Origin of the sequence: Paraburkholderia antibiotica, assembly GCF_012927125.1 — a bacterium.
Lineage (GTDB): Bacteria > Pseudomonadota > Gammaproteobacteria > Burkholderiales > Burkholderiaceae > Paraburkholderia > Paraburkholderia antibiotica.
The window spans coordinates 204,981-229,166 of sequence record NZ_JABBFZ010000003.1; the positions used below are offsets into that span (position 1 = coordinate 204,981).

Annotated in this window: 27 protein-coding genes, 1 tRNA gene and 1 riboswitch; of the genes, 11 read left to right on the forward strand and 17 right to left on the reverse strand. The window is 63.1% G+C overall.

Going from position 1 to position 24,186, the window contains the following annotated elements:
- The first annotated feature begins 47 nt into the window (after nucleotides 1-47).
- Entirely contained in the window at nucleotides 48-719 is a 672-nt protein-coding gene (locus HHL14_RS07785) for a VTT domain-containing protein (protein ID WP_169497018.1), read from the forward strand.
- 244 nt (nucleotides 720-963) lie between these two features.
- Here the strand turns inward: HHL14_RS07785 and HHL14_RS07790 are convergent, their stop codons facing one another.
- The 12 genes from HHL14_RS07790 to ydfG form a co-directional block, all read right to left on the reverse strand.
- On the reverse strand, nucleotides 964-1,782 hold the full coding sequence (locus HHL14_RS07790) for a mechanosensitive ion channel family protein (RefSeq protein WP_169497019.1): 819 nt from the start codon (nucleotides 1,780-1,782) through the stop codon (nucleotides 964-966).
- Between the two features lie 262 nt (nucleotides 1,783-2,044).
- Nucleotides 2,045-2,419 (reverse strand): hypothetical protein, encoded by a 375-nt coding sequence (locus HHL14_RS07795; RefSeq protein WP_169497260.1) that lies wholly within the window; start codon nucleotides 2,417-2,419, stop codon nucleotides 2,045-2,047.
- A gap of 224 nt (nucleotides 2,420-2,643) precedes the next feature.
- Entirely contained in the window at nucleotides 2,644-3,303 is a 660-nt protein-coding gene (locus tag HHL14_RS07800) for a hypothetical protein (RefSeq protein ID WP_169497020.1), read from the reverse strand.
- Nucleotides 3,304-4,472: 1,169 nt separating this feature from the next.
- Nucleotides 4,473-4,548: transfer RNA gene (locus HHL14_RS07810), tRNA-Lys, on the reverse strand.
- Nucleotides 4,549-4,780: 232 nt separating this feature from the next.
- The gene (ybgF, locus tag HHL14_RS07815) at nucleotides 4,781-5,530 is read right to left on the reverse strand and encodes a tol-pal system protein YbgF (protein ID WP_169497021.1); all 750 of its coding nucleotides are present in this window, start codon (nucleotides 5,528-5,530) and stop codon (nucleotides 4,781-4,783) included.
- A 20-nt stretch (nucleotides 5,531-5,550) separates the two neighbouring features.
- Nucleotides 5,551-6,057 (reverse strand): peptidoglycan-associated lipoprotein Pal, encoded by a 507-nt coding sequence (gene pal / locus HHL14_RS07820; protein ID WP_169497022.1) that lies wholly within the window; start codon nucleotides 6,055-6,057, stop codon nucleotides 5,551-5,553.
- Nucleotides 6,058-6,089: 32 nt separating this feature from the next.
- Nucleotides 6,090-7,382: a Tol-Pal system beta propeller repeat protein TolB gene (gene tolB, locus HHL14_RS07825; protein ID WP_169497023.1), complete on the reverse strand. Its 1,293-nt coding sequence runs from the start codon at nucleotides 7,380-7,382 to the stop codon at nucleotides 6,090-6,092.
- A 136-nt stretch (nucleotides 7,383-7,518) separates the two neighbouring features.
- A complete protein-coding gene (gene tolA, locus HHL14_RS07830) occupies nucleotides 7,519-8,541 on the reverse strand; it encodes a cell envelope integrity protein TolA (RefSeq protein WP_169497024.1) in 1,023 nt (340 codons plus the stop codon).
- A complete protein-coding gene (gene tolR / locus HHL14_RS07835; RefSeq protein ID WP_169497025.1) occupies nucleotides 8,538-8,984 on the reverse strand; it encodes a protein TolR in 447 nt (148 codons plus the stop codon). The genes tolA and tolR overlap by 4 nt, the downstream gene beginning before the upstream one ends.
- A gap of 10 nt (nucleotides 8,985-8,994) precedes the next feature.
- The gene (gene tolQ / locus HHL14_RS07840; protein WP_007179119.1) at nucleotides 8,995-9,672 is read right to left on the reverse strand and encodes a protein TolQ; all 678 of its coding nucleotides are present in this window, start codon (nucleotides 9,670-9,672) and stop codon (nucleotides 8,995-8,997) included.
- Nucleotides 9,673-9,859: 187 nt separating this feature from the next.
- Nucleotides 9,860-10,324 carry a tol-pal system-associated acyl-CoA thioesterase gene (ybgC, locus tag HHL14_RS07845; protein WP_169497262.1) on the reverse strand — a complete coding sequence of 155 codons (465 nt, stop codon included), beginning with the start codon at nucleotides 10,322-10,324 and terminating at the stop codon, nucleotides 9,860-9,862.
- A 243-nt stretch (nucleotides 10,325-10,567) separates the two neighbouring features.
- Nucleotides 10,568-11,314 (reverse strand): bifunctional NADP-dependent 3-hydroxy acid dehydrogenase/3-hydroxypropionate dehydrogenase YdfG, encoded by a 747-nt coding sequence (gene ydfG / locus HHL14_RS07850; protein ID WP_169497026.1) that lies wholly within the window; start codon nucleotides 11,312-11,314, stop codon nucleotides 10,568-10,570.
- A gap of 238 nt (nucleotides 11,315-11,552) precedes the next feature.
- A riboswitch (ZMP/ZTP riboswitch) is annotated at nucleotides 11,553-11,679 on the forward strand.
- A 166-nt stretch (nucleotides 11,680-11,845) separates the two neighbouring features.
- On the opposite strand from ydfG, the gene glyA reads away from it, so the two are divergent.
- The 7 genes from glyA (at nucleotide 11,846) to HHL14_RS07885 (ending at nucleotide 16,691) form a co-directional block, all read left to right on the forward strand.
- On the forward strand, nucleotides 11,846-13,093 hold the full coding sequence (gene glyA / locus HHL14_RS07855) for a serine hydroxymethyltransferase (RefSeq protein WP_169497027.1): 1,248 nt from the start codon (nucleotides 11,846-11,848) through the stop codon (nucleotides 13,091-13,093).
- A 6-nt stretch (nucleotides 13,094-13,099) separates the two neighbouring features.
- Nucleotides 13,100-13,582 carry a transcriptional regulator NrdR gene (gene nrdR / locus HHL14_RS07860; protein WP_129956932.1) on the forward strand — a complete coding sequence of 161 codons (483 nt, stop codon included), beginning with the start codon at nucleotides 13,100-13,102 and terminating at the stop codon, nucleotides 13,580-13,582.
- A 239-nt stretch (nucleotides 13,583-13,821) separates the two neighbouring features.
- Nucleotides 13,822-14,382, forward strand: coding sequence for a GspH/FimT family pseudopilin (locus HHL14_RS07865; protein ID WP_407945269.1), 561 nt, complete (start codon nucleotides 13,822-13,824; stop codon nucleotides 14,380-14,382).
- Entirely contained in the window at nucleotides 14,379-14,825 is a 447-nt protein-coding gene (locus tag HHL14_RS07870) for a type IV pilus modification PilV family protein (RefSeq protein WP_169497028.1), read from the forward strand. The genes HHL14_RS07865 and HHL14_RS07870 overlap by 4 nt, the downstream gene beginning before the upstream one ends.
- Nucleotides 14,822-15,631: a PilW family protein gene (locus tag HHL14_RS07875; protein ID WP_169497029.1), complete on the forward strand. Its 810-nt coding sequence runs from the start codon at nucleotides 14,822-14,824 to the stop codon at nucleotides 15,629-15,631. The genes HHL14_RS07870 and HHL14_RS07875 overlap by 4 nt, the downstream gene beginning before the upstream one ends.
- Nucleotides 15,632-15,774: 143 nt before the next feature.
- Nucleotides 15,775-16,236, forward strand: a complete 462-nt coding sequence (locus HHL14_RS07880; RefSeq protein WP_407945270.1) for a pilus assembly PilX family protein — start codon at nucleotides 15,775-15,777, stop codon at nucleotides 16,234-16,236.
- A 23-nt stretch (nucleotides 16,237-16,259) separates the two neighbouring features.
- Nucleotides 16,260-16,691, forward strand: a complete 432-nt coding sequence (locus HHL14_RS07885; RefSeq protein WP_169497031.1) for a type IV pilin protein — start codon at nucleotides 16,260-16,262, stop codon at nucleotides 16,689-16,691.
- A 121-nt stretch (nucleotides 16,692-16,812) separates the two neighbouring features.
- Here HHL14_RS07885 and HHL14_RS07890 read toward each other — a convergent pair whose 3' ends face one another.
- From HHL14_RS07890 to HHL14_RS07900, 3 genes are all read right to left on the reverse strand, one after another.
- On the reverse strand, nucleotides 16,813-17,334 hold the full coding sequence (locus HHL14_RS07890; RefSeq protein WP_169497032.1) for a DUF3318 domain-containing protein: 522 nt from the start codon (nucleotides 17,332-17,334) through the stop codon (nucleotides 16,813-16,815).
- Between the two features lie 102 nt (nucleotides 17,335-17,436).
- Entirely contained in the window at nucleotides 17,437-17,826 is a 390-nt protein-coding gene (locus HHL14_RS07895; protein WP_169497033.1) for a phage holin family protein, read from the reverse strand.
- 136 nt (nucleotides 17,827-17,962) lie between these two features.
- Nucleotides 17,963-18,265, reverse strand: a complete 303-nt coding sequence (locus tag HHL14_RS07900) for a DUF883 family protein (RefSeq protein ID WP_169497034.1) — start codon at nucleotides 18,263-18,265, stop codon at nucleotides 17,963-17,965.
- 360 nt (nucleotides 18,266-18,625) lie between these two features.
- Here HHL14_RS07900 and HHL14_RS07905 point away from each other — a divergent pair, with 360 nt between their 5' ends.
- Nucleotides 18,626-19,264: a peroxiredoxin gene (locus HHL14_RS07905; RefSeq protein WP_169497035.1), complete on the forward strand. Its 639-nt coding sequence runs from the start codon at nucleotides 18,626-18,628 to the stop codon at nucleotides 19,262-19,264.
- A 173-nt stretch (nucleotides 19,265-19,437) separates the two neighbouring features.
- Here the strand turns inward: HHL14_RS07905 and HHL14_RS07910 are convergent, their stop codons facing one another.
- Entirely contained in the window at nucleotides 19,438-20,628 is a 1,191-nt protein-coding gene (locus tag HHL14_RS07910; RefSeq protein ID WP_169497036.1) for an acyl-CoA dehydrogenase, read from the reverse strand.
- Between the two features lie 95 nt (nucleotides 20,629-20,723).
- Between HHL14_RS07910 and HHL14_RS07915 the strand changes: the two genes are divergently transcribed.
- A complete protein-coding gene (locus tag HHL14_RS07915; RefSeq protein ID WP_169497037.1) occupies nucleotides 20,724-21,509 on the forward strand; it encodes an IclR family transcriptional regulator in 786 nt (261 codons plus the stop codon).
- A gap of 7 nt (nucleotides 21,510-21,516) precedes the next feature.
- Here the strand turns inward: HHL14_RS07915 and HHL14_RS07920 are convergent, their stop codons facing one another.
- Nucleotides 21,517-22,350, reverse strand: a complete 834-nt coding sequence (locus tag HHL14_RS07920; protein ID WP_169497038.1) for an EAL domain-containing protein — start codon at nucleotides 22,348-22,350, stop codon at nucleotides 21,517-21,519.
- 440 nt (nucleotides 22,351-22,790) lie between these two features.
- Here HHL14_RS07920 and HHL14_RS07925 point away from each other — a divergent pair, with 440 nt between their 5' ends.
- Nucleotides 22,791-24,161 (forward strand): MFS transporter, encoded by a 1,371-nt coding sequence (locus HHL14_RS07925; protein ID WP_169497039.1) that lies wholly within the window; start codon nucleotides 22,791-22,793, stop codon nucleotides 24,159-24,161.
- Nucleotides 24,162-24,186 lie beyond the last annotated feature (25 nt).

The following is a 24,186-nucleotide window of genomic DNA, read 5'->3' on the forward strand; positions in this document are numbered from 1 at the left end:
CGGTGGCCGTTACTCTTCACGCACATACTGGTTTAAAAGGACATTCCTTGGATACGTTGCTCCATTTCGCCAACCTTGTCCTGCACATCGACAAGTTTCTCGGAGACTTCATTCAGGTGTACGGCGCCTGGGTCTACGCGGTGCTGTTCGCGATCGTGTTCGCGGAAACCGGGCTCGTCGTTCTGCCGTTTCTGCCGGGCGATTCGCTGCTGTTCATCGGCGGCGCGTTCTGCGCGACCGGGCAGATGCATCTCGGGTTGCTGATCCTGTTGCTGCTGGTCGCGGCGATCGCCGGCAATACGACCAACTATCTGATCGGCCGCGCGATCGGACCACGCGTGTTCAATTCGCACATTCCGGTGCTCGAACGTTTTCTCGATCGCGCCGCGTTGCAGAAGACACATAACTTCTACGAAAAGCACGGCGGCAAGACGATCGTGCTGGCGCGTTTCATTCCGGTCGTGCGGACGTTTGCGCCGTTCGTCGCGGGTGCTTCGGCGATGACGTGGAGCCGCTTCCAGATGTTCAACGTGATCGGCGCGCTGTTGTGGGTGCTGCTGCTCGTGCTGCTCGGCTACTTCTTCGGCAACATTCCGTTCATTCGTCAGTACCTCAACGTGATCGTGCTGGTCGGGATCGGCGCGGCGATCGTGCCGGTCGTGCTCGGCGCGCTGTGGAAGATGGTGCGCAAAAGCGATACGAATGCGCGGAGCCGCTGATGGCGCGTTTTGGCCACGATGGAGCCGGGTAGGGATGTTGCCGCGCCGATGTAATGCGGTAACCGCCGTGGCGTTACCGCTGTAGCGTCATGCAGTGGTGGAGGTTGAAAACAGAAAGGCGTCGCGAGATCTCGCGACGCCTTTTTTCATGCTGCTGTGCCGGGGCGGCTTTCGCGCCGCTGAGTTCGGCGTGCTTATTGCGGAGCCGCTTTCAAACTCGCATCAGTCATGCCTCATTCGCGTATCAATCGCGCGTGATCGCGCGCGGCGCGAGCGGCGTTTCCGGTGTCGGATAGCCAGCTTCCTTGAAGGTCTGCATGATCGCGCGGTTGGTGTCGAAGTAGACCTGCCAGTAGTTCGGGTTCGACGTATAAGGACGCACGCACAGCAACGGTCCTTCCGGCGTGAAGCTGAGTACTTCGATGTCCGGCGCCGGGTTCTCGGCCACGTTCGGAATCTTCGTGATGGCGGCTTTCAAACGCGCGATTGCATCGGTCGGATCGACGCCGTTCGCGATCTTCGCCGTCAACTCGACACGCCGGAACGGCAGCACGCTGTAGTTCGAGATCGTGTCGGAGAAGATCTTGTTGTTACCGACGATGGTCGTCACGTTGTCGGGTGTCACGATCGTGGTGCCGAACAGGCCCAGCTCCGTGACCGTGCCGGTGACGCCGGCCGCCGTCACGAAGTCGCCGACCTTGAACGGCCGCAGCACCTGCATGAACACGCCGGCCGCGAAGTGCGCGAGCAGGCCGCCCCAGGCCGTACCGATCGCGAGGCCGAGACCGGCGAGCAACGCGGCGAACGACGTCGTCTGGACACCGAAGACCTGCAGGATCGCGAGGACGAGCAGCAGATTCAACAGCGCGCCGAGTATCGACGCAAGGTAATGCGCGAGTGTTGGATCGACACGGCCGTTGCGTGCGAGCACTTTGCGCAGCAGACTGGAGATAAGACCGATGACCCAGCGGCCGACGATCCACAGAACGATTGCGCCGACGACCTTGGTGCCGAGGTCGATGCCTCGGGTCATGATGAATGCACGTACGGTTTCGATATCCAAGATGTTTCCTTCGTTATGAGTTGCCATCAGCGGATTGAACGACGGTGGTGCAGAAGACCGGCAATGTGTGGTCTTCGGGAGTTATAGCCGACGGCGCCCGCATGCGCAAGGACCGTTCCCGCCGCCTGGGCGGGCAGCGGGAAAGAGATGCAGGATCGTGGAGGGCGCGTGGAGCGGTCGCCTCGCGTGTGCCGTTGGGGGGCGGTTCCGTGGCGTTGCGGGCGGTGTTGCTGGTGCGGTGAGTCGACGCGGATGGATTGACCTACATGCGCAGATGCGACTCGGAATACGGTGACGTCTGGATGACAACGGCGTTGCGCGCGTTTCTTTTCGCGGCGCGCCGACGGCTCGTCGCGCGGTGCCATGAGAACGCGATAACGATCGCGAGCGCATACGCGCCCGCGCGCTGCATGAATGCGCCCGTCCGGGTGAATTGTCCGTAGCGGTCCTGAGCGTCCGCGAACACGACAAATGTCAGCAGGCCGTCGAGCACGCACGCGATCAGCGCGAGCACGATGAAGATCGCCGGGCCACTCAAAACGACGCCGGAACCGAACCGGTTATAGAGATGGCAGGCTATCGATATGATGGCGAGCAAAGCGAGGTTCGAAAGAAGATCGAACAGAAAGTTGGTCATTATCGGTTCTATGAAAATGCAATGTGCCATGGTGTTGCCGGACGGGTTGCGGGCGCACCGTTCAGGCATCCTCCGATGAATCGGTGGCGATCATTGCATAACTTTTCGTCTCGATAAATAACCGGGAAATCGCGTAGTTGCCGATTATTCTGTTGATGCAACGGCGGTCCGGATTGTCTCTTTAAAACCGTAGGACTCCGACCGACTTCATGGCGGGGAGTGAATTAGAACCGATACGAAATGCCAATCTGGAGCGTCGGATACCAGCGGTAGGGCGATGCCTTATCGCGCAGTTGCTGCAATCCCGTGTTGATGATCTGCTGGCTCATCTCCGGTCCCACCGCCTGCGAGAGTGCCGGCGACAGCGTGTACGAAGTCCGCGGAATGCCATAGGCGACGCCGAGATCGACGACCAGCCCCCAACCTTTGGGCCGCGGATGCAAGCCATAGCCGATGCCGAGATAAGGCATCACGGTCGGGTATCGTGCGGTCGCCGTCGCATATTCGCCGGGAAAGGCCGGCGAGGCGTTGCCCTCGAACACATACATGCCGTTGGTCGGAACCGAGTTGCCGCTGACTTCGTTGTCGGTCAGACGCAGACCCGCTGTGATGCGAAAGCCGCTGCCGGACCACGGGAACAGATCGCCGTAGAGACCGCCCTGGCGCAGCCGTATGCCGTCTTCGTAGCGATTGCCGCCCACGTCGAAGTTGTGCGAGAGATTGATCGCGTTGAAATCCGCGTGCACGCCGAACCATGACGTCACGCTCCATGCCGCGCCGACGCCGATACCCAGTGTGCCGCCTTGTAAATAGACTTCCTGCGCATGCGACGTTTCGAACAGGCACGCCAAACCCACTACCCAGATTACCTTTGCAGTCTTCATGGGCACCCCCGAAGTGGCGAGCGCAATCCCGTCGTCGCGGGATGCGCTCGCCTTGCGATCGTCTCGTTCTCTCTTTGCTTCTTCGTTGCTTTTGCTTTGTTGCTTGCCTCGGCGCGCTCTCAGGCGTCCTGGAGGCGATCATGCGAGCACGTGGCGTAAGCGGTCTGTGAGGTGGCGAACCATTTGATCGAATGAATCGGACCGGGGAGGCTGCGCAGCCGAAAAGGCAGGGATAAAGGCGGAGGGGTGATGTGTGGGGCGTGTCGATGTGTTGCGTGCGGAGTGCTCGGGAGTGTTCGTGGTCGAGGGGCGAAGAGGAAGAGTGGATAGCAACGCGAGAAATCACTGCGCACTTCGAATAATCAGGCGCCTATGTAAATAGTTGTCAAGGCGCGCTTATCGCGATTTAAAGAGTTTGATCGTGGTCCGTTTCGATGATTAATTCACGAAGTATCCGCTCAAAGAATTATTAAGGAGTCCAGTGGAGAAACTGAAGCGGGAAAATAGTGAGGCGGACTGGTCGGTCCAGGAAGAGTGCCTGCGTTGTCGCATTGTCTACAAGATATATTCCAACTTCCCGCCGATGCCGTCAGCACAGGCCCTGAACGTCGAAACCGGTAAGTTCATTCCGTTTGACAGGGTGCCGTTCGCTATCGACCGGCTCCGTCGGGACGGCCGAGCCGCATTCCGAGCCGCATTGGCCTTTGGAGGATAGGCAGTGAAGCCGCCGTCCGTAGCAATTCGCTAGAGCCGCATTTGCGCTACCTCGTTGAGCACCTTGGTCTGCCGCGTGCCGATCTTCGACAGATACTCGTAGACAATGACGCTCGAATGCGTTTCTTCTGCTATTGGGACAACGAGAGCGGCGACCGCGTGCCCGATGTGCCCAACGCTATCCGCATCATGATGGAAGCAATGGGTGGGACGGTCGAGATTGACGAATACCGATAACGCCAGGACTGCAAGCGCTGGGGAAGCGCCGCCTTAACCTTGTTCGCCACGGTATGCGCGAGCGCACACACGGCAAGGTTGCACACACAATCTTTTCGATGTGCCGGGTCGCAAGCGTTTCGCGGCCAGTGTTGCCAGAGCTCGCCTGAACAGCACCTACGCGAACCCAGAAAACAAAAAGCCCATCCGGTTAAGGATGGGCTTTTTATTTGAAACAATGGTAGGCCGTACGGGATTCGAACCTGTGACCAACGGATTAAAAGTCCGCTGCTCTACCAGCTGAGCTAACGACCCAAAAGAGAAGCGAGATTATATCGACCGACTTACGGCCTGTCAACCACAGGGCCGTCAAGTTGCGGGGACTTCGCCACACGCAGTATTCCAGAGCGCGAAAATTCGCCCCGTGAAAAACGAAAAGCCCGGGCATTGCTACCCGGGCTTTCCAGCGAGAGGCGCGCGTGGCTATTACATCGGACACTGCGCGTTACTGCCAACTACACGACCAACAAACCGCAACGTACTTAACCTACTTGATCTGCGACAGCTTGCTCTGCGCGGTCTGCGCGACGTCCGAGCCGGCATATTGCGCGACGATCTGCTCCAGCGTCTTCCTGGCCGCGGCCTTCTGACCTTGCTCGAGCTGATTGTTCGCAATCGCCAGCAGTGCTTCAGGCGCGCGCGGATGCTGCGGGTACTTGGCGACGATACCTTGCCACGTCGCCGTCGAACCCTTGTAGTCGCGCAGCGCATACAGCGCGTTGCCGAGCCAGTACTGCGCGGTCGGCTGATACGGGCTGCTCGGATACTTGGCAATGAAGCTGCGGAACGATGTCGCCGCGTTCTTGAAATCGCCGCTGCGGAACTGCTGTGAAGCCGCGTTGAACGCCTCGGTTTCACCCGGCTGAACCTCGCCCTGGACGCCGTCCACCGTCTGTTGCTGCGGCTCGAATTTCTTCAGGCGCGTGTCGAGATCGGTGTAGTAGTCCTTCTGCTGCTTTTGCAGCGTCGTGAGCTGGTTCGCCATGTCCTCGTTCTGCCCGCGCAGCGTCGCGACCTGCTGGTTCAGCTGGTCGAGACGGTTGGACTGATCGAGGATCGTGCGTTGCGCCGCCGACAGTTGGCTCGACAGACTATCGGTCTTCGAACGCAGATCGAGAATGGCCTGGCGGGCCTGATCGTCGTCGAAGATGCCCGCATGGGCGGGCACGGCCGCGAGGGCCGTGCCTGCGACGCAGGCCGCTGCGGCAAGCCGCAGCCAGGAGAAACGATGCGTCATTCGGCTCATCACCCGTTGACTTACTGTTGATACACGAGGTCAGCGCGGCGGTTCTGTGCCCATGACGCTTCGTCATGACCCGTTGCCTGCGGCTTTTCCTTGCCGAGGCTCACGGCTTCCATTTGCGAGTCGCCCACGCCCATCAGCGACAACGAACGACGCACCGCTTCAGCACGCTTCTGGCCGAGTGCGAGGTTGTATTCGCTGGTGCCGCGCTCGTCGGTATTGCCCTGGATCAGCACGTGACGCGCCGGATGGCTCTTCAGATACTGTGCGTGTTGTTGCAGCAGCGACTGGTAGTCGTCCTTCACCGAGTAGCTGTCGAAATCGAAGTAGATGCTGCGCTTTGCGAGCGGGCTGTTCGGATCGTTCAGCGGGTCGACGTTGACCGTGGCCACGTCGTTCGGGTTCGGCTGCGCCGAGCCTGCGCCCTTGTTGGCGTTTTCGTCGAGCTTGACGCCCGAGTGACATGCGGCCAGCGCACCGACCATCAGGACGGCGAATGCGAAACGAAGTTTGGACATCATTTGATTACTCTCCTTGTGTTATTGCATCAACGTTATTGCATAAACGGGCCCCAGGACGGTTCGCGTACGCTACCGCCCTGAACGGACAGGACCTGCCGAGTGCGACCGTCGGTCGATACTGCGGCCAACACGCCACGGCCGTTCACCTGAGTGGCGTAAAGAATGTACTGACCGTTCGCCGCGAAGCTCGGCGATTCGTCATGTGTCGTGTCCGTCAGGCCCGTGGCGGATCCGCCTTGCAGGTCCTGGAGATACAGCTTGAATGCACCGCCGACGCGCGAGATATAGGCAAGCTGCTTGCCATCAGGACTCACACGCGGGCTGGTGTTGTAGCTGCCCGTAAACGTGACGCGTTGCGCGGCGCCGGAGCTTTCGCCCTGTGCCGGCATCTTGTAGATCTGCGGTGCGCCGCCGCGGTCGCTCGTGAAATAGATCCACTGGCCATCCGGAGAGTAGGCCGGTTCGGTATCGATCGCGCTGCCTTGCGTGAGGCGACGCAGGCCGCTGCCATCCGCGTTGACCGCGAAAATCTGCGTATTGCCGGTGCGCGACAGCGCGACGGCGAGCGTGCGGCCATCCGGCGACCAGGCTGGCGCGCTGTTGTTGCCCTTCTGGTCCGATACGACCGTACGCCGGCCCGTGGGCAGGTCGTGGATGTAGACGATCGGCTTCTTCTTCTCGAACGAAACGTATGCGACCTTGGTGCCGTCAGGCGACCATGCCGGCGAGATGATCGGCTCGGGGCTCGACAGGGCGATATGCGCGTTCTGGCCATCCGAATCCGACACCTGCAACTGATAGCGGCCCGCCGTGCGGATCACGTATGACAGGCGCGTCGCGAACGCGCCGCGGGTGCCCATCAGTTTCGCGTAGATGTAATCCGCGACCTTGTGCGCGCTCATGCGCAGGCCGCTTTCCGGGCTCACCAGCACAAGGCCGCCGAGGTTTTCACCCTTGACCGTGTCGTACAGTTTGAAGCGCACTTCGTACTGACCGTTCGGCAGGCGGTTCACGCTACCCGCGACGAACGCGTTGGCGCCCTTGGCCTTCCACGCGCCGAGGTCGACCGAATCGGTTTCCGACACCGGCGTGGAGCCCGCGTCGATATTGGTGAATTTACCGCTGCGTTGCAGGTCCTGGCGCACGATCGCGCTGACCTGCTGCGGCGAGTTCGCCTCATTGGCGAAGGTCGCCGTTGCGATCGGAAACTGGGTGGATCCGACGCCTGTCACGAGGACGTTGAGTTGTGCGTTGGCGGCACCGCCGACGGCGATCAGGCACGTTGCCACGAGGGTTCGCAGGCCTAGCTTGGTCATCAAACTCATGCTGTATGGATTCCTCAAAACGGTTTTACTAATACTTTGTGACAGCAGACAGACCGGAAAACGGCTAATTCGTTCCCACCTGACGCCGCGCCGGGTGGGGCGCGGCGTTGGCCGTCAACCAGTTGTCAGCGTCGCGTCAACCTGCCGGACGTAGCGTGATCGTGAAGTAGTCCGGCGTCTTGCCATTCGTGTCGAGAGGCATCGGATCGGAACGCTGCACGGCACGCAACGCGGCGGCATCCCATGCGGGGTTCCCGCTGCTGCGCGACACGCTGGCACTCAGCAACGTACCGGTCGGCGAACAGCGCACGGAGATCACGGTTTCCAGACCTTCCGTTTCACCGCCCCACGAGATGTTCGGTCGCACGACCCGGCGCACCTTGTCCGCGTAACCCGGCGATGCCGCCGTGCCGCCCGAACCGCTGCCCGTGCCGCTCTTGCCGAGACCGTTGCCCGTCGAGCCCGACGGTCCCGCCATCCCTTGCATCTGCGCGAGGCGCGCACGCCGCTCCGAGTCGAGCTGCTTCTTCGCGGCGGCGTCGGCTTGCGCCTTGGCCTTCGCCGCTTTCTCGGCGTCGGCCTTCTTCTGCGCGTCCGCCTGAGCCTGCTTCTGCTGCTCCTGCTGCTCTTTCAACTGCTGCTGTTTCTGCTTCTGCTGCTCGGCGAGCTGCTGTTGCTTGAGCTTCTCGGCCTGCTGCTGTTGCAGTTGTTGCTGCTGTTTAAGCTTCGCGGCTTTCTGCGCGGCGAGCTGGGCAGCCTGGTCGGCCGCCAATTGCTGCTGACGCTTCGCTTCCGCTTCCTGCTGTTCCTTCAGTTTCTGTTGACGCTGCTGCTCGAGTAGTTGCGCCTCGCGCGCCGCCTGCTGTTGCTGGCGCTTCTTCTCCTGCAGCGCGATGTCGGCCTGCTCGTCGCGCACCGGCGGGGCAGGGGCGACCGGCACTGGAGGCGCCGGCGGCGTAACGGGCTGCGGAATGGCCGTGTTCGGCACTTCGGTCCACAGTTCCGCTTCCGCGCCCTCGGGCGTGCTGTTCTGCCACTGGATGCCGTGGTACAGGAAGAACCCGAGCAGCGCATGCATCACCAGCGCGAACAGAAAAGCTCGCCCGGTGCCGCGTTCACGCGGTGGCTGAAGCGGGTATTCGGAGTTCTTGCGGATCATTGCGATTTGACGAGCAATCCAACGCGCTTGACGCCCTGAGCCTTCAGCTCGGACATCACGTTCATCACGACTTCGTACTTCACGGTTTTGTCGGCGGCGATCACGACCGGCTGATCCGGGTGCGACTGCGCCCGATCGGCGATGAAGCCCTTGAGGTCGGCCTTCGTCATGTCTTCCTGCTGCTGCGCACCGGCGTCGTCCTTATATTTGACGCTCATATTGCCGTCCGCGCGGATGTTGACCATCACGGGCGGGGTCTGCTGCTGCGGCGCGGCGCCCCCGACGGTCGGCAGATTGACGATCGACGGCGCGACGAGCGGCGCGGTCACCATGAAAATCACGAGCAGCACGAGCATCACGTCGATGTACGGCACGACGTTGATGTCGGCCATCGCGCGACGCGAGCGCGAACCGCGCATGCTGGAGGAGCGGGAGCCTGCCATCGTGGCCTCCTTACTGAGCCTGGCGCTGCAGGATGTTCGAGAATTCCTCGATGAAGGTCTCGAAGCGGATCGCCAGCCGGTCGATGTCGTGCGCGTAGCGGTTGTACGCGACCACCGCCGGAATCGCGGCGAACAGGCCGATCGCGGTAGCCGTCAGCGCCTCGGCGATGCCCGGCGCGACGTTCGCGAGCGTGGCCTGCTGCACGTTGGCGAGACCGCGGAACGCATTCATGATCCCCCACACCGTACCGAACAGACCGATATACGGGCTGACCGAACCGACCGACGCGAGGAACGCGAGGTTGGCTTCGAGCACGTCCATTTCGCGCTGGAAGGCCGCGCGCATTGCGCGGCGCGCGCCGTCGAGAATCGCGCCCGGGTCGTTCAGACGTTTTTCCTTGCCTTTCAGGAATTCGCGCATGCCGGATTCGAAAATCCGCTCGAGCGCGCCGATCGTGTGGCGGTTGTTCGCCGCGCTCTGATACAGCGCCTGCAGATCGCCGCCGGACCAGAAATCGCGCTCGAAGCGCTCAGTTTGCGCGCGCGCCCGGCGAATCGCAAACCACTTGCGGAAGATGAAAGTCCATGACAGCAGGGACAGCAACAGCAGCAGAGCCATGACGGCCTGGGCCAGCAGACTCGCATTGAGTACGAGTGAAACGATCGACAGATCTTGTGTAGTGTTCATAAAGATTCGTTTTAACGTCCCGGGAAGGGGGCGTCCGGCTGCAAGGCCGCTTCAAGCTTACCGTGGGCAAAACGGAAGCTTCGGCGATATCGAAGCCGAACCATGCTTTGTGTTGCCTGATCGGTATGAGTTCACTGGCCCCGTAACAACGAGACCCGGTTATTGTTCGTTGACATGCCGCCGCGGCTCAGTTCACGCCTTGGCCAACCCCCGGCCCGCGCCGCAGGGCGGCGAGAACCGGCGCGGGAATCGCGGCCGGCCGTAAGGCGACGCGGTCCACGCAGCCGACCCGGATCGAGCCAGCAGCAAGCAACGTGCCTTCGCACCACGCTTCCTGCGCGAAGTCTACCGAAGCCCGGCCAAGACGCTCGATCCTGCTGACAATTTTCACGATGTCGTCGAGGCGGGCCGGAGCCCGATAATCGACCGCGGTGCTACGCACGATGAAAATCGCGTCCGTTTCTTCCGCAAGCCGATGCTGGTCGACACCGCACGCGCGCACCCATTCGGTACGGGCCCGTTCGAAAAATTTCAGGTAATTAGCGTAAAACACGATGCCCCCGGCATCGGTGTCTTCGTAGTACACGCGGATGGGCCACGTGTAACCGCTTTCCGTGCCGGGCTGGCTGGTCGACATATTCATGCGGCGCATTTTACCGGAACGCATACCCCCGGGTCTGTTTCAAAGTGTGCGTCCCGTTTGGCGGGCCTGAGCGGCAATTTCGGCCGGATTGGCGGGCAGCGACCGGCCGGTTTGCAGGCCACGGGTAGCTAGCAAGCCGCTTACGTTTCCGTCTTGCCTGCCGCCACGATTTATCAGTTGCCGCGCGCGTCGCTACGACGCGCTGCCGTGCGGGCTGTCATCACCGCTGGCCCGCACGCCCCACCATCGCGATCAGCCGCGATGCACCGTCAGGCCGCCGAACGATTGCGCGACCGGCATCAGCTCGATCGTGTTGATATTGACGTGGGCCGGGCGCGTGGCGATCCAGTAGATCGAATCCGCGATGTCTTCCGCCGTCAGCGGCTGGACGTTTTCGTAGACCTTGGCGGCCTTGTCGTCGTCGCCGCGATAGCGCACGTTCGAGAACTCGGTGCCGCCGCACAGGCCCGGCTCGATATCGGTCACGCGCAGCGCGGTGCCGGCGAGGTCGGCGCGCAGGTTCAGGCTGAACTGGCGCACGAACGCCTTGGTCGCGCCGTACACGTTGCCGCCCGCATAGGGCCAGCGGCCGGCCACGGAGCCCAGATTGAAGACGTGCCCGCGATTGCGCTCGACCATGCCCGGCAACAGCGCATGCGTGACCTGCACGAGCCCGGTGCAGTTGGTCTCGATCATGGTATTCCACTCGTCGAGGCTGGCTTTGTGCGCCGGTTCGGTGCCGAGCGCGAGGCCGGCGTTGTTGACGAGCACGTCGATGGCCGCGAATTCGGCCGGCAGCGAAGCCGGCACGGCCTCGACGGCGGCGCGGTCGCGGACGTCCAGTTCATACGGCAGCAGCTTGTCGCCGAGTTCGTCGGCGAGTGCCTGCAGACGGTCTTTGCGGCGAGCGGTGGCGACGACGCGATGGCCGCCCTTGACGAAGGCGCGAGCGATGGCGGAGCCGAAGCCTGCCGACGCCCCAGTGACGAACACGATCATTGCAATTCCCTGGTCGGTAAGAGACAAAGGCCCCAAGCCTACTTCCAATGCGGCGCTGCGGCAAGGATATGCGAACCGGATCGACGAGCGCCGGCAATGGGTGCGTGGGGCGGGTGCGACGCTTTCGTCAGATGTTCGCGGCGAGGGTGTTCCGGCGTGGCTGGAGGCCCCGCCAATGGGCGCGGGAGCGCCCCGAAGCCGGTTGCCTATTCGATCCTCTTCCAATACACTAACGCGCTCGATCCTGCGTGACTGGCGATAGAACCGAGTCGTCCGACTCAGCCGATTCAACCAATCGGGTTCAAGGTGGAGCAACCCACCGTGAAGCGCAGGGTGCCGTTTTGCCGTTCGCCTGGGCAGCCGTGAACCGCGCGCATTGATCTGCGCTGACGGTGGCTGGCTTGCCTCGCGTGTGCGGCGACTCTCCATTCGCCACGTTAGGGCGGGCTTCGCCGCCTGCAGCGCTGCGTACCCTCTACGCAAGATTCGGCGCACGATCCGGTCAACCTGAACCCACTCAACGGAACCTGTATGTTTGACAGAGCCCAAAGCACCATCGCCAACGTCGATCCTGAACTCTGGAAAGTCATCGAGCAGGAAAACCGCCGTCAGGAAGAGCACATCGAACTGATCGCGTCGGAAAACTACACGAGCCCGGCCGTGATGGCCGCGCAAGGCTCGCAACTCACCAACAAGTACGCCGAAGGGTATCCGGGCAAGCGCTACTACGGCGGCTGCGAGTATGTCGACATCGCCGAGCAACTGGCGATCGACCGTGTGAAGCAGATCTTCGGCGCCGAAGCCGCTAACGTGCAGCCGAACTCGGGTTCGCAGGCGAACCAGGGCGTGTTCTTCGCGATGCTCAAGCCGGGCGACACGATCATGGGCATGAGCCTCGCGCACGGCGGTCACCTTACGCACGGCTCGCCGGTCAACATGTCGGGCAAGTGGTTCAACGTGGTCAGCTACGGCCTGAACGAAGCCGAAGACATCGACTACGAAGCAGCCGGGAAGCTCGCGCAGGAACACAAGCCGAAGCTGATCGTGGCGGGCGCATCGGCGTTCGCGCTGCGCATCGACTTCGAGCGTCTGTCGAAGATCGCGAAGTCGGTTGGCGCGTACTTCATGGTCGACATGGCGCACTACGCGGGTCTGATCGCCGCGGGCGTCTACCCGAACCCGGTGCCGCACGCCGACTTCGTCACCACCACCACGCACAAGAGCCTGCGCGGCCCGCGCGGCGGCGTGATCCTGATGAAGGCCGAATTCGAGAAGCAGATCAACTCGGCCATCTTCCCGGGCATCCAGGGTGGTCCGCTGATGCACGTGATCGCCGGCAAGGCCGTCGCGTTCAAGGAAGCGCTGTCGCCCGAATTCAGGACGTATCAGCAACAAGTGGTCGAGAACGCACGCGTGCTCGCTGAGACGCTGGTCAAGCGCGGTCTGCGCATCGTTTCGGGCCGCACCGAAAGCCACGTGATGCTGGTCGACCTGCGCGCGAAGAAGATCACGGGCAAGGCTGCGGAAGCGGCGCTCGGCGCGGCGCACATCACGGTCAACAAGAACGCGATCCCGAACGATCCGGAAAAGCCGTTCGTGACCTCGGGCATCCGCCTGGGTTCGCCGGCCATGACCACGCGCGGTTTCGGCGTGAAGGAAGCCGAGCAGGTCGGCAACCTGATCGCCGACGTGCTGGACAATCCGGAAGACGCCGCAACGATCGAGCGCGTGAAGGCTCAGGTCGCCGAGCTGACCCAGCGCTTCCCGGTCTACGGCTAAGTCCTCATGCATTGCCCCTTCTGCCGCCACGCCGATACGCAGGTCGTCGATTCGCGCGTATCCGAAGACGGCGCGACGATTCGCCGGCGCCGCCGCTGCCCGGCCTGCGACAAACGTTTTACGACGTATGAGCGGGTCGAGCTGGCGTTGCCGTCGGTCGTCAAGAAGGACGGCACCCGCACGGAATTCGATCGCCGCAAGATCGTCGCGAGCATGCAACTGGCGCTGCGCAAGCGCCCGGTGGCGGTCGACGCGATCGAAGCGGCGGTCGCCCGCATCGAGTATCAACTGCTCGGTAGCGGCGAGCGCGAGGTGCGCAGCGAGCGCCTCGGCGAACTCGTGATGAACGAGTTGCGCGCGCTCGACACGATCGCCTACGTGCGTTTCGCGTCCGTGTACCGGCGCTTTGAAGACGTCTCCGAATTCGAGGACGTGATCGAAGAATTCCGCCGCGCTGCTTCTCCTCCCAAGCCTTCCCGCAAGCGCTAGACGCACGCTCAAGTGTGCGCGAGCCGCGCATCCCCTGCGAGCGCTCGCATCCGCACCGGTGTTCCTCTCGCGCAATTCACGCGTTTTTTTCCGCATTGCTGCTCCCGCTTCCGTGATGGATCGTCGCGTGGATTGTTGCCCGCGATAGCGTCTGAATGCCACCTGGCCGTTCGGCCGATGGTGGTGCCGCCGACAAATCGCTAGATTGGCTGCATCCGTTCGAATGCCTGGGGATGCAGATGAAATGCAATGCGATTTGCCGCTCGTCGCACGCCGGTTTCACGCTCGTCGAAACATTGGCCGTGATAACGCTGCTCGTGGTGATGGCCGTGATGGCGGTGCCTTCGTTCGCCGCATGGCAGGTGCGTGATCAGGTCGACGCGCGCTCGAAAGCGTTGTTGTCGACGCTCGCGTATGCGCGTAGCGAAGCACTTCGACGCGGCGCGCGCGTAACGGTCTGCAGGATCGATGCCGCGCGTGCCTGTCTTGCCTCGGGACAGCCGTGCGCGGGCGGCGTCGCCGATTGGGCCTGCGGCTGGGCTGTGTTTGCCGAACGCGGCGGCAAGCTCTCGCTGCTGCGCGCGCAAGCGCCGCTGAAAACCGTGAGCATTACCGGCGTGCAGACCGATCTGACGTTCACGCCACCGGCTGGTCAACTGATCGGTTCGTTCCGAAGTTTCGAGATCGCGCCGCGGACTCCCGCCGCGAGCATGCAGGGCGACCTGTGGCGACGCTGCATCCGCATCGCGGCCGGCGGTCGCGCGCGAATCTCCGACGGTGCGTGCGGAGCGGCGTCATGACGCGAATTCCATCGAACTCTTCTCGGCGTGCAAGCGTGTCGGCCTGCGGCGGTAATTCGCTGATCGAAGTCATGCTGGCGGTTGCGCTGATCGCGGTAACGGCGCTGGGCCTGATTGCCAGTCAGTTATGGACCGCGCGCGAAGCCCGCGCGATGGCGATGCGCGAGAACGCCGCGTGGATCGCCGACTCGGTGGCCGAAGCGATGAGCATGTCATCGTCGGGCGATGCCGCGCTGAATCAATGGAGCGCGCGGGCGAGCGTGCTGCTGCCGCGCGGCGAGGCATCGATAGGCGAGGGCGGCGCGGTGGCAACGGCGCGCGTGACCTGGGCGTCCGTGCAAGACCGGCCGGCTGCCGGCGAGGTGATCGACAAACCGGAATCGTGCGGCGGCGTCGAGGTTCCCGCAGGCATCTCCTGCGTCGCGCTGGCGTTCGCGAGATGAGGCGGCGATATTGCGCGCGCGGCCATACGCTCGTCGAGTTCGTGATAGCGATGGCGCTGGGGCTGATCGTGACAGCGGGCGCGGTGTCGCTTTATACGACGCAGCGAACCGCGTTCGAGCGCGCGAGCAACGACACGCGGATTCGCGAGGCCGGTTTGACTGCGCTGATGCTGATCGGTCCGCAGTTGCAGATGGCGGGCTTCGTTCCTGCCGACGTCGTCGGCTACAACGCACCACCACCGTTGTTCGGCTGCTCGGGCGGCCGGCCGACCGGCGCCGACGACAGCCCCGGCTGCGCGACTTTGAGTGGCGGCTCGGATGGCGTGGCGATCCGTTATGTCGGCGACAGTGCTTCGACGTGGCCATCATCGAGCGGGCAGGTCACCGATTGCGTCGGCCAGGCGGTGAAAACTGGCGACGCGGCGCTCGGCGACCAGGGCGTGCCCGTGGTCAACCGCTACTTCGCCAATATCAGCGGCTCGACCGGCGAGCCGGAGCTTTACTGCGAGGGCAACGGCAACTCGGGATCCGCGCAGCCGCTGGTGGAGGGCGTCGAGCGCGTGCGGTTGCGCTACTGGCTGGAGGGTGCGTCCGAGGCGGTCAGCGCCGCGGCGGTGCCTGCGGATCAATGGGCGAAGGTCGTCGCGGTCGATCTTTGCGTGATCGTGCGCGGCGTACCGCAAGGGCAGCGATCGCGTTACGTCGATTGCGATGGCGTGAGTACGCTCGGCACCGATTTGCGGTCGCGGCAGGCGTTTTCGCGTCGAGTTGCGTTGCGCGGTAGTCGAGTGGAGGTGTCGTCATGACGGTTCTTCGACACGGTGTGGTGAAGCGTTGCTGTGCAGATCAAAAGTACGACGGTCGCCACGACAACTCCGAACATTCAGGTTGGCTAAGCAATCGGCTTCACGCCCGACGAGCGGGGCAACGCGGCGTCGTTCTGCCCATCGTGCTGTTGCTCTCGGCCATGATGCTCGTCACTTCGGCAATCTGGTTCGAAACATCGCTGGCAGCGGCTCGGGCGGCGACCAACGTGCGCGATTATCTGCAGGCTTTTCATGCGGCGGATTCGGCGCTGAACCTATGCGCGCGCGACGTGCTTGCGGCGGCAGGCGGCGAGACGGGCACCGCGCCGCTGGCATCCGGCGAGCCCGATCAATGGAAGTTCGAGGCTGCCTTTGACGCCGGTGCTGTCACGCCGGTCGCACAGTGGCCGGAATCGTCGCGGGCGCCGCAATGCCTGATCGAACCGTGGCGTCTCGTGCGTCGCGACAACGCAACCGCGTGGCTATTGACCGCGCGTGGCTTCGGCCGCAGCAGCGAGTCGCAGGTGTGGTTGCAACTGGAACTGGTGATCGAGAACGGTGCGATCGAGCGTCATTGGCGACGCGTCGCCGCGAGACCGTTCTGATTACACGTATCGAAGGAAGAGGCATGACAAGGTCGAATACATTCGCGTTCGCGCTGCTCGAGCTGGTGATTACGCTGGCGATCGCTGCCACGCTGGCGGTATTTGCGATTCCTTCGTATCGCAGCCATATCGCGCGTACGCATCGTGTCGATGCCGCGTCCGCGTTGTATCGGGCTGCGCAATTCGTCGAGCAGGCGGCGAGCGATAGCGTGCCGACTTTACCCGCCGGTCTCGATCAGGCGCCGCAATTCGGCACGCCGGTGTATCGACTGCGCGTATTGCCAACGGACGATACCAACGGCGGCTATTCGATCGAAGCGGCTCCCGCGGAGTCCGGCCCAATGCGCGACGACGCATGCGGCATATTCACGCTCGATGCCACCGGCTTACGAGGCAATAGAAACGACGTGGGTGGTTCGACACCCGCGAGCAGCGAATGCTGGAATACGAGTTAGCTGGGTCTTGCTGGCAGGGTGTTGCGCACAGGTGCGCTTGCCCCTGACGAGCCTGAAGAAATTGAAGAGGAGGGAGGAAAACTTGCCTGACTATCGCCGCTCGCCGCAGCGAGGACTTCAATCAATAACCGCTCCGCGTCGAGTCGGGCTGTTCGGCTGCGGACTGCGTCGCCTCTGCCGAAGTTGTCGCCGCTGCAGCCCGATTGGCCGCGGCTTCGTTCTTCATCTGCTGCCAGATCCGGAAGGCTTCCCATCCGACCAGTGCGAGGCTGCCCCACTTGAGCGCGGGCTTCGCGCCAGCCGCGACGGTTGCCCGCAGCGGCTTGGCGAGCAGCATCGAGATGATCGAACTGACGAGCGGGTATTGCTTGAGCAACGCGCCGATGGTGCCCGCGTTGATCGCGCTCGCCTTGGCGCCCTTGCCCATGCGGACGCCGCCGAAACCTGGCAGGACGAACTTCAGCCAGCTGAAATGGGTAACCGCCTGGCGCAACTCGATGGTGGCCTGCGCCAGCTCCACGCGCTCGACATCCGCGCGCACCAGCAGCAACTCCTTGCGCAGCGCGCGCAGATGCGGCGCACTCAGATCCTTCGACGGATGGCGCTTGTTGCGAAATGCGGTATCGGGACGGGGCTGGCTCATAGTGTGTCGGACGATGTGTCGGCGGCAGTGGAGGTGAAGCGATCAGATCGGCATCCAGGCTTCCCGCGTTCGATGCATGCTGGAAGCCTTCGGCCAGCGGCGTCAGTCGCGGCTGCGAAACGCGTCGCGGTCCTTTTCGAATTCGGCGATGGTCGCTTCGAATACCAACGGCGCATTACGCAAACCGCTGCGTGCTTTCAACCCGCAGGCGAGGCCGGCAATCGCATAAATCGCGGTGATGCCGCCGAGTGCCTGCAAACGGTACGTATCCCAGAAGGCGATGGCGATCAGCGCCGTCAGCGCGATCAAGGCCATCGTGGCGAGCATCATCGCGGCCAGGCCGAGAAACAGCACGCCGAGCAGACGGTCTTTCTCTTCGGCGAGTTCAATGCCCACCAGTTCAAGACGGGTCTGCAAGATCGCAAACACGGAACTGAGAATACGGCGCAGCGGGCTATGTTCTGCGCGCTGCGAGTGTGTTTCGGTCGTCATGGCTGTGAGCGTTGCGCGTGAGGGCCTACCTGACTAGCGCGCACGCGCGCCAGCGGAAGCGGACCGGCGAGACTCACACCGGTCCGCCCAACTTGCTGATGCACCGGACATGCCTGCTCCGGTTGTGTTACCGGCATTACTTGCGATTGATCAGCAAACCGACCACCACGCCGACACCCGCGGCGATGCCGATGGATGCCCACGGATGCTCGTGCACGTAGTCGTCCGTGGCGCGGGCGGCCTTCTTGCCTTTCTCGACCACCACGACCTGTACGTCGGCCGCCTTTTCCTTCGCCTGTTTCAGGCGCGTCAGCGCGGTTTCGCGCAATTCCGACGCGCGTTCGCCAGTGGCGCTCGCGGCCTGTTTCAGCAGGTCTTCAGCGTCCGCGAGGACGGTTTTGATATCCGACATCAATCTCTCCTTGTTGACTTCCGACATTGACAGCTCCCCTTTGTCTCACGCTACGCATGAATCGTAACCAAAGAAACGGCTGCTGGCGAGCGCAGTACCGGATGCTTCCGGCAACCGCACAAACCGTTCCCGGCGCCGCAAAGCGTCAAGACGCCTGTTTGAGGGCAGTCTGCTCCGGACCGGTTAGGTATGAGTTGATCTGTCCCGCAAAGTTTCTTTCAAAAGGGAGAAAATTACAAAAACGCATAACGTACTGACGCAATATTGGTTCGTCGGATGCCCGCGCTGCAATATGCTTGATCGTCGCAAAGCCGCTGTGGACCGGCGTGGCGCGCAGGTCCAACTATTTTTCAGATACTTTTTCGAATCGTTGAAAGGAGATACACGATGAGTCTACGTCTTGGCGACATTGCGCCGGATTTCGAACAGGAATCGAGCGTGGGCCGTATCCGGTTCCACGAGTGGCTCGGCCATAGCTGGGGCGTGTTGTTCTCCCATCCGGCCGACTTCACGCCGGTCTGCACGACCGAGCTGGGCCTGACCGCCAAGCTCGCGGGCGAGTTCGAAAAGCGCAACGTGAAGACGATCGCGTTGTCGGTCGACAGCGCCGAGTCACACAAGGTGTGGATCAAGGACATCAACGAGACCCAGGCGGCCAGCGTCGGTTTCCCGATTCTCGCGGACGGCGATCGCAAGGTCTCCGAGCTGTACGACATGATTCACCCGAACGCGAACGAGACCCTGACGGTGCGTTCGCTGTTCGTGATCGATCCGAATAAGAAAGTGCGTCTGATCATCACGTATCCGGCGAGTACCGGCCGCAATTTCGACGAAGTACTACGCGTGATCGACTCGCTGCAACTGACCGATCATCACTCGGTCGCGACGCCGGGCAACTGGAGGCAGGGCGATGACGTGGTGATCGTGCCGTCGCTGAAAGACGAGGAAGTGATCAGGCAGAAATTCCCGAAGGGCTACAAGGCGCTGCGTCCGTATCTGCGGTTGACGCCGCAGCCAAACCGGTAAGGCGTGCTGCGCGATACGGGCGCTGCAAAAAAAAAGCCGGTTCGAAAGAACCGGCTTTTTTCATGCGGCGGTGGAGCGGCGCAACGGCAATCGGGCCATTGAGCAAGTGCAGCCGCACGACCCAGACGCACCGCAACCGAGTCGCGCCGCCGGCGCCACCGCCACATCGGCAATCAGAAGAACGCCTGAATACCCGTCTGCGCACGGCCGAGAATCAGCGCGTGCACGTCGTGCGTGCCTTCGTACGTATTCACGACTTCGAGATTGACGAGGTGACGCGCAATGCCGAACTCATCCGAAATGCCGTTGCCGCCGAGCATGTCGCGCGCGAGGCGGGCGATGTCGAGCGCCTTGCCGCACGAATTGCGCTTCATGATCGACGTGATTTCGACCGCGGCCGTGCCTTCGTCCTTCATGCGGCCGAGGCGCAGCACGCCTTGCAGGCCGAGCGTGATTTCGGTCTGCATGTCGGCGAGCTTCTTCTGGATCAGCTGGTTCGCGGCGAGCGGCCGGCCGAACTGCTTGCGATCGAGCACGTACTGACGCGCGGTGTGCCAGCACGCTTCGGCGGCGCCGAGCGCACCCCATGCGATGCCGTAGCGCGCCGAGTTCAGACACGTGAACGGGCCGCGCAGGCCGCTCACGCCCGGCATGATGTTCTCTTCGGGGACGAACACTTCGTCGAGCACGATTTCGCCGGTGATCGACGCGCGCAGGCCCACCTTGCCGTGGATCGCCGGTGCCGACAGACCCTTCCAGCCCTTCTCGAGAATAAAGCCGCGGATGTTGTCCTTGCCGTCTTCCTCGAGCTTCGCCCACACGACGAACACGTCGGCGATCGGCGAATTGGTGATCCACATCTTCGAGCCCGACAGCGAGTAGCCGCCGTCGACCTTCTTCGCGCGCGTGACCATGCTGCCCGGGTCGGAACCGTGGTTCGGCTCGGTCAGACCGAAGCAGCCGATCCACTCGCCGCGCGCGAGCTTCGGCAGATATTTTTCCTTCTGCGCGTCCGAGCCGAATTCGTAGATCGGCACCATCACGAGCGACGACTGCACCGACATCATCGAGCGATAGCCGGAGTCGACGCGCTCCACTTCACGCGCGATCAGGCCGTACGCGACGTAGTTCAGGCCGGGGCCGCCGTATTGTTCGGGAATCGTCGGGCCGAGCAGACCGAGTTCGCCCATTTCGCGAAAAATCTCGATGTCGGTTTTTTCGTGGCGGAACGCTTCCAGCACGCGCGGCAGCAGCTTGTCCTGCGAGTAAGCCGCAGCGGCGTCGCGCACCATGCGTTCGTCTTCGGTGAGCTGCTGATCCAGCAGCAACGGGTCTTCCCAGTGAAACTGCGCGGCTACGGCCATGACGTATCTCCTGATTTCTCACTCAGAACAAGCTTGACTTGAGTTTCGCTCTGCGAAACAATGTTTTGCAAACGATGCCCGAGTGTACCACCGTTATGACGCCGCCAACCACTTTCTCCGCTCCCCTCGACGAACGCAAATTCGTCGTGGCCCTTGCCCGCGGGCTGGATCTGCTGCGAGCGTTTCGCCCCGGCGACACCTTGCTCGGCAACCGCGATTTCGTCGAGCGCACGGGCTTGCCGAAGGCGACCGTCAACCGTCTCGCGTACACGCTGACGGTGCTCGGTTATCTGCGGCTCGACGAAACCCACGGTAAATATGCGCTCGACGCGGGGGTGTTGTCGCTCGGTTTCGCGCTGCTGTCGGGCACCGACACGCTCGAGCTCGCGCGCCCGCACCTGCGCAGCTTCGCGCGCGAGGTCGGCGCGGCGGTGTCGCTCGGTTGTCGCGACGGGCTCGACATGGTGTATCTGGAGACGATCCGCAGCGAAACGGCGCTCACGCTCGGGCTCGCATCGGGCTCGAAACTGTCGATGCTGACGAGTTCGATGGGTCGCGCGTACCTTGCGGTGCAGCCGCTCGACGCACGCACCGCGCTGCTCGCCGAACTGAAAAAGGCTGCCGGCAAGGCGGGTCCGTTGCTGGTCGCCGAAGCGCAGAAGGAGATCGCCGCGTTCGAGACCGAGCGCTGCTGTTATTCGTTCCGCGCGTGGCACGACGACGTGAACGCGGTGGCGGTGCCGTTTCGCGAGCCGCGCGAGGGGCGCTGGCTGGTGCTCAGTTGCAGCGGGCCGGCGTCGTCGATGGGGGAAGAGGTGTTTCGCGAGAACGTGGCGCCGCGGCTGAAGGCGCTGGCGCTGCGTCTGGGGGAGCCGGGTTGATGCGGTGTCACGCCGCCCGGTCGTGATAGTGCGCGGTAAATAGCGGCCCCTGCACGAACCTCACGTCGTACTGCTGGAGCGCCAGAAACTGCGCTTCGTCCATCACCCGATTGAAAATCAGCGGCACCTGCAGCCGGTTCGCGTAGCCCACCAGCGGCTTCACCATCGCGTCGCGCAACGCGATGCCCGCTTCCATCTTGACGAAATCGAGCCGCGCCGTTTCCGATACCGACAGAATCTGTCCCGCGTTCGACAGGTTGCCCGCCACCTTGAACCCATAGTGCTGGTAGCTGCGCGTCAGATAGCCAAGGAAGGTCTTGTGCGCGACCGCCGCCGCGGGCAGCTCGATCACGATGCGCGCCGGACTCAGCCCAAACGACGTCAGCACCCGCGAAAAATGCTGGCCGTGGTCGTACTTCACGCTCTTCAGCAGCCGTTCGTGCACGCGGAGAAACAGCAGCCCGTGCCGCTGCGCGCCGAAGAAATTGACGGCGTGCAGTGCGCGCGACATGCGGTCGAGCGCGACCAGCTGCTGATCGTCGACGATCCGGTCGAACGGATCGAACACGTCGAACGGCGCCGCGTCGAGCCGATGCGTGATCGCCTGAAAGCCGAGTTCGTCGCCGAACCGGTCCACTCCTTCCGCGCCGCACGACAGTGATTGCGCGAGCGCATGCACGCTGATGTCGAAGATCGGCTCGTAGGCGCTCGTCAGCTCGATGCCGTCAAAGCGCGCGAGCGCGATGTCGCCATGCACACCTTGTCCCATCGCCAGATGCTTGCCGAGAAACGGGTGATCGGCGGCGCGCGCGATCAGATCGGGGATGGTCGACGGAATCATGTGAGCGAACGAGTGGCGACGTGGGAGGCGCACCGCGCGCGTGAGAACGCGCGCCGATTGCCGCATGCCTTGATGGTAGCAGTCCGCGCCACGCGGACATGAACAAAATGTTCATAACCTTATTGGCCGAACGCCGGTTGGGCGGGGCTCGCCGGCCGTCGGACCAGGCGTTACCCATGCGCACCTGGGGTATACGTTATTTTCACTATTCGTAATTCGTTTTACTATACGTAAATCGCGGCGTGACGGGGACGGCGTGCGACTGCACTACGCACGACTTCCGACGGCGGTGCATGCCGCCGCCGTTGGCGGGACCGTAGCGCCGGTAAAAATGGCCATCAGAAGCCAGAAAAAAAGCCCGAAACCGATCAGCCGGCCCGCCTGCCGCGAGCCAATCCAGCTTATTCAGCCAATCCAGTCAGGGATGAGGGGACGACCCGATGAGTGCCAAACCCACCGCGGCCCAAGCCGCTGCCAACGTGATCGAAGTCGAGCGCGTGCTCGCCGAAACGCATTGCCCGGCTTTTCAAACGATGCTGCTGGTGCTGTGCGGACTCTGTCTGCTGATCGACGGCTTCGACGCCCAGGCGATGGGCTATGTCGCGCCGAGCGTGATCGCCGAGTGGAGCGTCGCCAAGACCTCGCTCGGCCCGGTCTTCAGCGCGAGCCTGTTCGGCATGCTGCTGGGCGCGCTCGGGCTGTCGGTGCTGGCCGACCGCATCGGTCGGCGGCCGGTGCTGATCGGCGCGACGTTCTTCTTCGCGCTGTCGATGCTGGCCACGCCGTTCGTGTCGACGATTCCCGCGCTGATCGCGCTGCGCTTCATCACCGGCCTCGGGCTCGGCTGCATCATGCCGAACGCGATGGCGCTGGTCGGCGAGTTCTCGACGCCCGCGCATCGGGTGAAGCGCATGATGCTGGTGTCGTGCGGCTTCACGCTCGGCGCGGCGGTCGGCGGTTTCGTCAGCGCCGCGCTGATCCCGGCGTTCGGTTGGCGCGCGGTGTTCTGGGTGGGCGGCGCGGTGCCGCTGCTGCTCGCATTCGTGATGCTGGCGACGCTGCCGGAATCGCTGCAATTTCTGGTGCTGAAGGGACATAGCCAGCGCGCGTTGAACTGGCTCGCGAAATTCAACCCGGCTTTGCCGATCGATGCGAACACCCGCGTCGCGGTGCGCGAAAAGCGCAACGACGGCGCGCCGGTCGCCGAGCTGTTCCGCGCGGGACGCGGCCCGGTCACGGTGATCCTGTGGGCGATCAGCTTTATGAACCTCATCGTGCTGTACTTCCTGTCGAACTGGCTGCCGACCGTGATGCGCGACGCCGGTTATACGCCCGGCACCGCGGTGATCGTCGGTACTGTGCTGCAGACGGGCGGCGTGATCGGCACGCTGCTGCTCGGCTGGTTGATCGAGCGGCTGGGTTTCGTGCGTGTGCTGTTCGCGTGTTTCGCGGTGGCCGCGTTCGCGGTCGGCACGATCGGCGTGGTCGCGCATGCGTTGCCGTGGCTGCTGGTCGTCGTGTTCGCGGGCGGCTTCTGCGTGGTCGGCGGTCAGCCGGCGGTCAACGCGCTCGCCGGACATTTCTATCCGACCGCGCTGCGCTCGACCGGCATTGGCTGGAGCCTCGGCATCGGCCGGATCGGCTCGGTGATCGGGCCGCTGGTCGGCGGTCAGCTGATTGCACTGAACTGGTCGAATACCTCGCTGTTTCATGCGGCTGCCGTGCCGGTGCTGTGCTCGGCGTTGCTGGTGGTCGCCCTCGCCGGCGCGACGCGGCAACGCAGCCGCGCGGCCGAAGTGGAACCGGCCTGAGCGGAAAGATTGCGTATTAACGGAA

Coding starts and splice junctions, on each gene's coding strand:
- tolB (WP_169497023.1), bottom strand. CDS start 7,382: ATGAGTTTGATGACCAAGCTAGGCCTGCGAACCCTCGTGGCAACGTGC.
- HHL14_RS07905 (WP_169497035.1), top strand. CDS start 18,626: ATGAGTCTACGTCTTGGCGACATTGCGCCGGATTTCGAACAGGAATCG.
- HHL14_RS07885 (WP_169497031.1), top strand. CDS start 16,260: ATGACAAGGTCGAATACATTCGCGTTCGCGCTGCTCGAGCTGGTGATT.
- ybgF (WP_169497021.1), bottom strand. CDS start 5,530: ATGACGCATCGTTTCTCCTGGCTGCGGCTTGCCGCAGCGGCCTGCGTC.
- HHL14_RS07925 (WP_169497039.1), top strand. CDS start 22,791: ATGAGTGCCAAACCCACCGCGGCCCAAGCCGCTGCCAACGTGATCGAA.
- glyA (WP_169497027.1), top strand. CDS start 11,846: ATGTTTGACAGAGCCCAAAGCACCATCGCCAACGTCGATCCTGAACTC.
- HHL14_RS07795 (WP_169497260.1), bottom strand. CDS start 2,419: ATGACCAACTTTCTGTTCGATCTTCTTTCGAACCTCGCTTTGCTCGCC.
- HHL14_RS07920 (WP_169497038.1), bottom strand. CDS start 22,350: ATGATTCCGTCGACCATCCCCGATCTGATCGCGCGCGCCGCCGATCAC.
- HHL14_RS07870 (WP_169497028.1), top strand. CDS start 14,379: ATGACGCGAATTCCATCGAACTCTTCTCGGCGTGCAAGCGTGTCGGCC.
- HHL14_RS07890 (WP_169497032.1), bottom strand. CDS start 17,334: ATGAGCCAGCCCCGTCCCGATACCGCATTTCGCAACAAGCGCCATCCG.
- ybgC (WP_169497262.1), bottom strand. CDS start 10,324: ATGCGCCGCATGAATATGTCGACCAGCCAGCCCGGCACGGAAAGCGGT.
- HHL14_RS07915 (WP_169497037.1), top strand. CDS start 20,724: ATGACGCCGCCAACCACTTTCTCCGCTCCCCTCGACGAACGCAAATTC.
- HHL14_RS07895 (WP_169497033.1), bottom strand. CDS start 17,826: ATGACGACCGAAACACACTCGCAGCGCGCAGAACATAGCCCGCTGCGC.
- tolQ (WP_007179119.1), bottom strand. CDS start 9,672: ATGAACACTACACAAGATCTGTCGATCGTTTCACTCGTACTCAATGCG.
- HHL14_RS07865 (WP_407945269.1), top strand. CDS start 13,822: ATGAAATGCAATGCGATTTGCCGCTCGTCGCACGCCGGTTTCACGCTC.
- pal (WP_169497022.1), bottom strand. CDS start 6,057: ATGATGTCCAAACTTCGTTTCGCATTCGCCGTCCTGATGGTCGGTGCG.
- ydfG (WP_169497026.1), bottom strand. CDS start 11,314: ATGATCGTGTTCGTCACTGGGGCGTCGGCAGGCTTCGGCTCCGCCATC.
- HHL14_RS07800 (WP_169497020.1), bottom strand. CDS start 3,303: ATGAAGACTGCAAAGGTAATCTGGGTAGTGGGTTTGGCGTGCCTGTTC.
- nrdR (WP_129956932.1), top strand. CDS start 13,100: ATGCATTGCCCCTTCTGCCGCCACGCCGATACGCAGGTCGTCGATTCG.
- tolR (WP_169497025.1), bottom strand. CDS start 8,984: ATGGCAGGCTCCCGCTCCTCCAGCATGCGCGGTTCGCGCTCGCGTCGC.
- tolA (WP_169497024.1), bottom strand. CDS start 8,541: ATGATCCGCAAGAACTCCGAATACCCGCTTCAGCCACCGCGTGAACGC.
- HHL14_RS07910 (WP_169497036.1), bottom strand. CDS start 20,628: ATGGCCGTAGCCGCGCAGTTTCACTGGGAAGACCCGTTGCTGCTGGAT.
- HHL14_RS07900 (WP_169497034.1), bottom strand. CDS start 18,265: ATGTCGGAAGTCAACAAGGAGAGATTGATGTCGGATATCAAAACCGTC.
- HHL14_RS07875 (WP_169497029.1), top strand. CDS start 14,822: ATGAGGCGGCGATATTGCGCGCGCGGCCATACGCTCGTCGAGTTCGTG.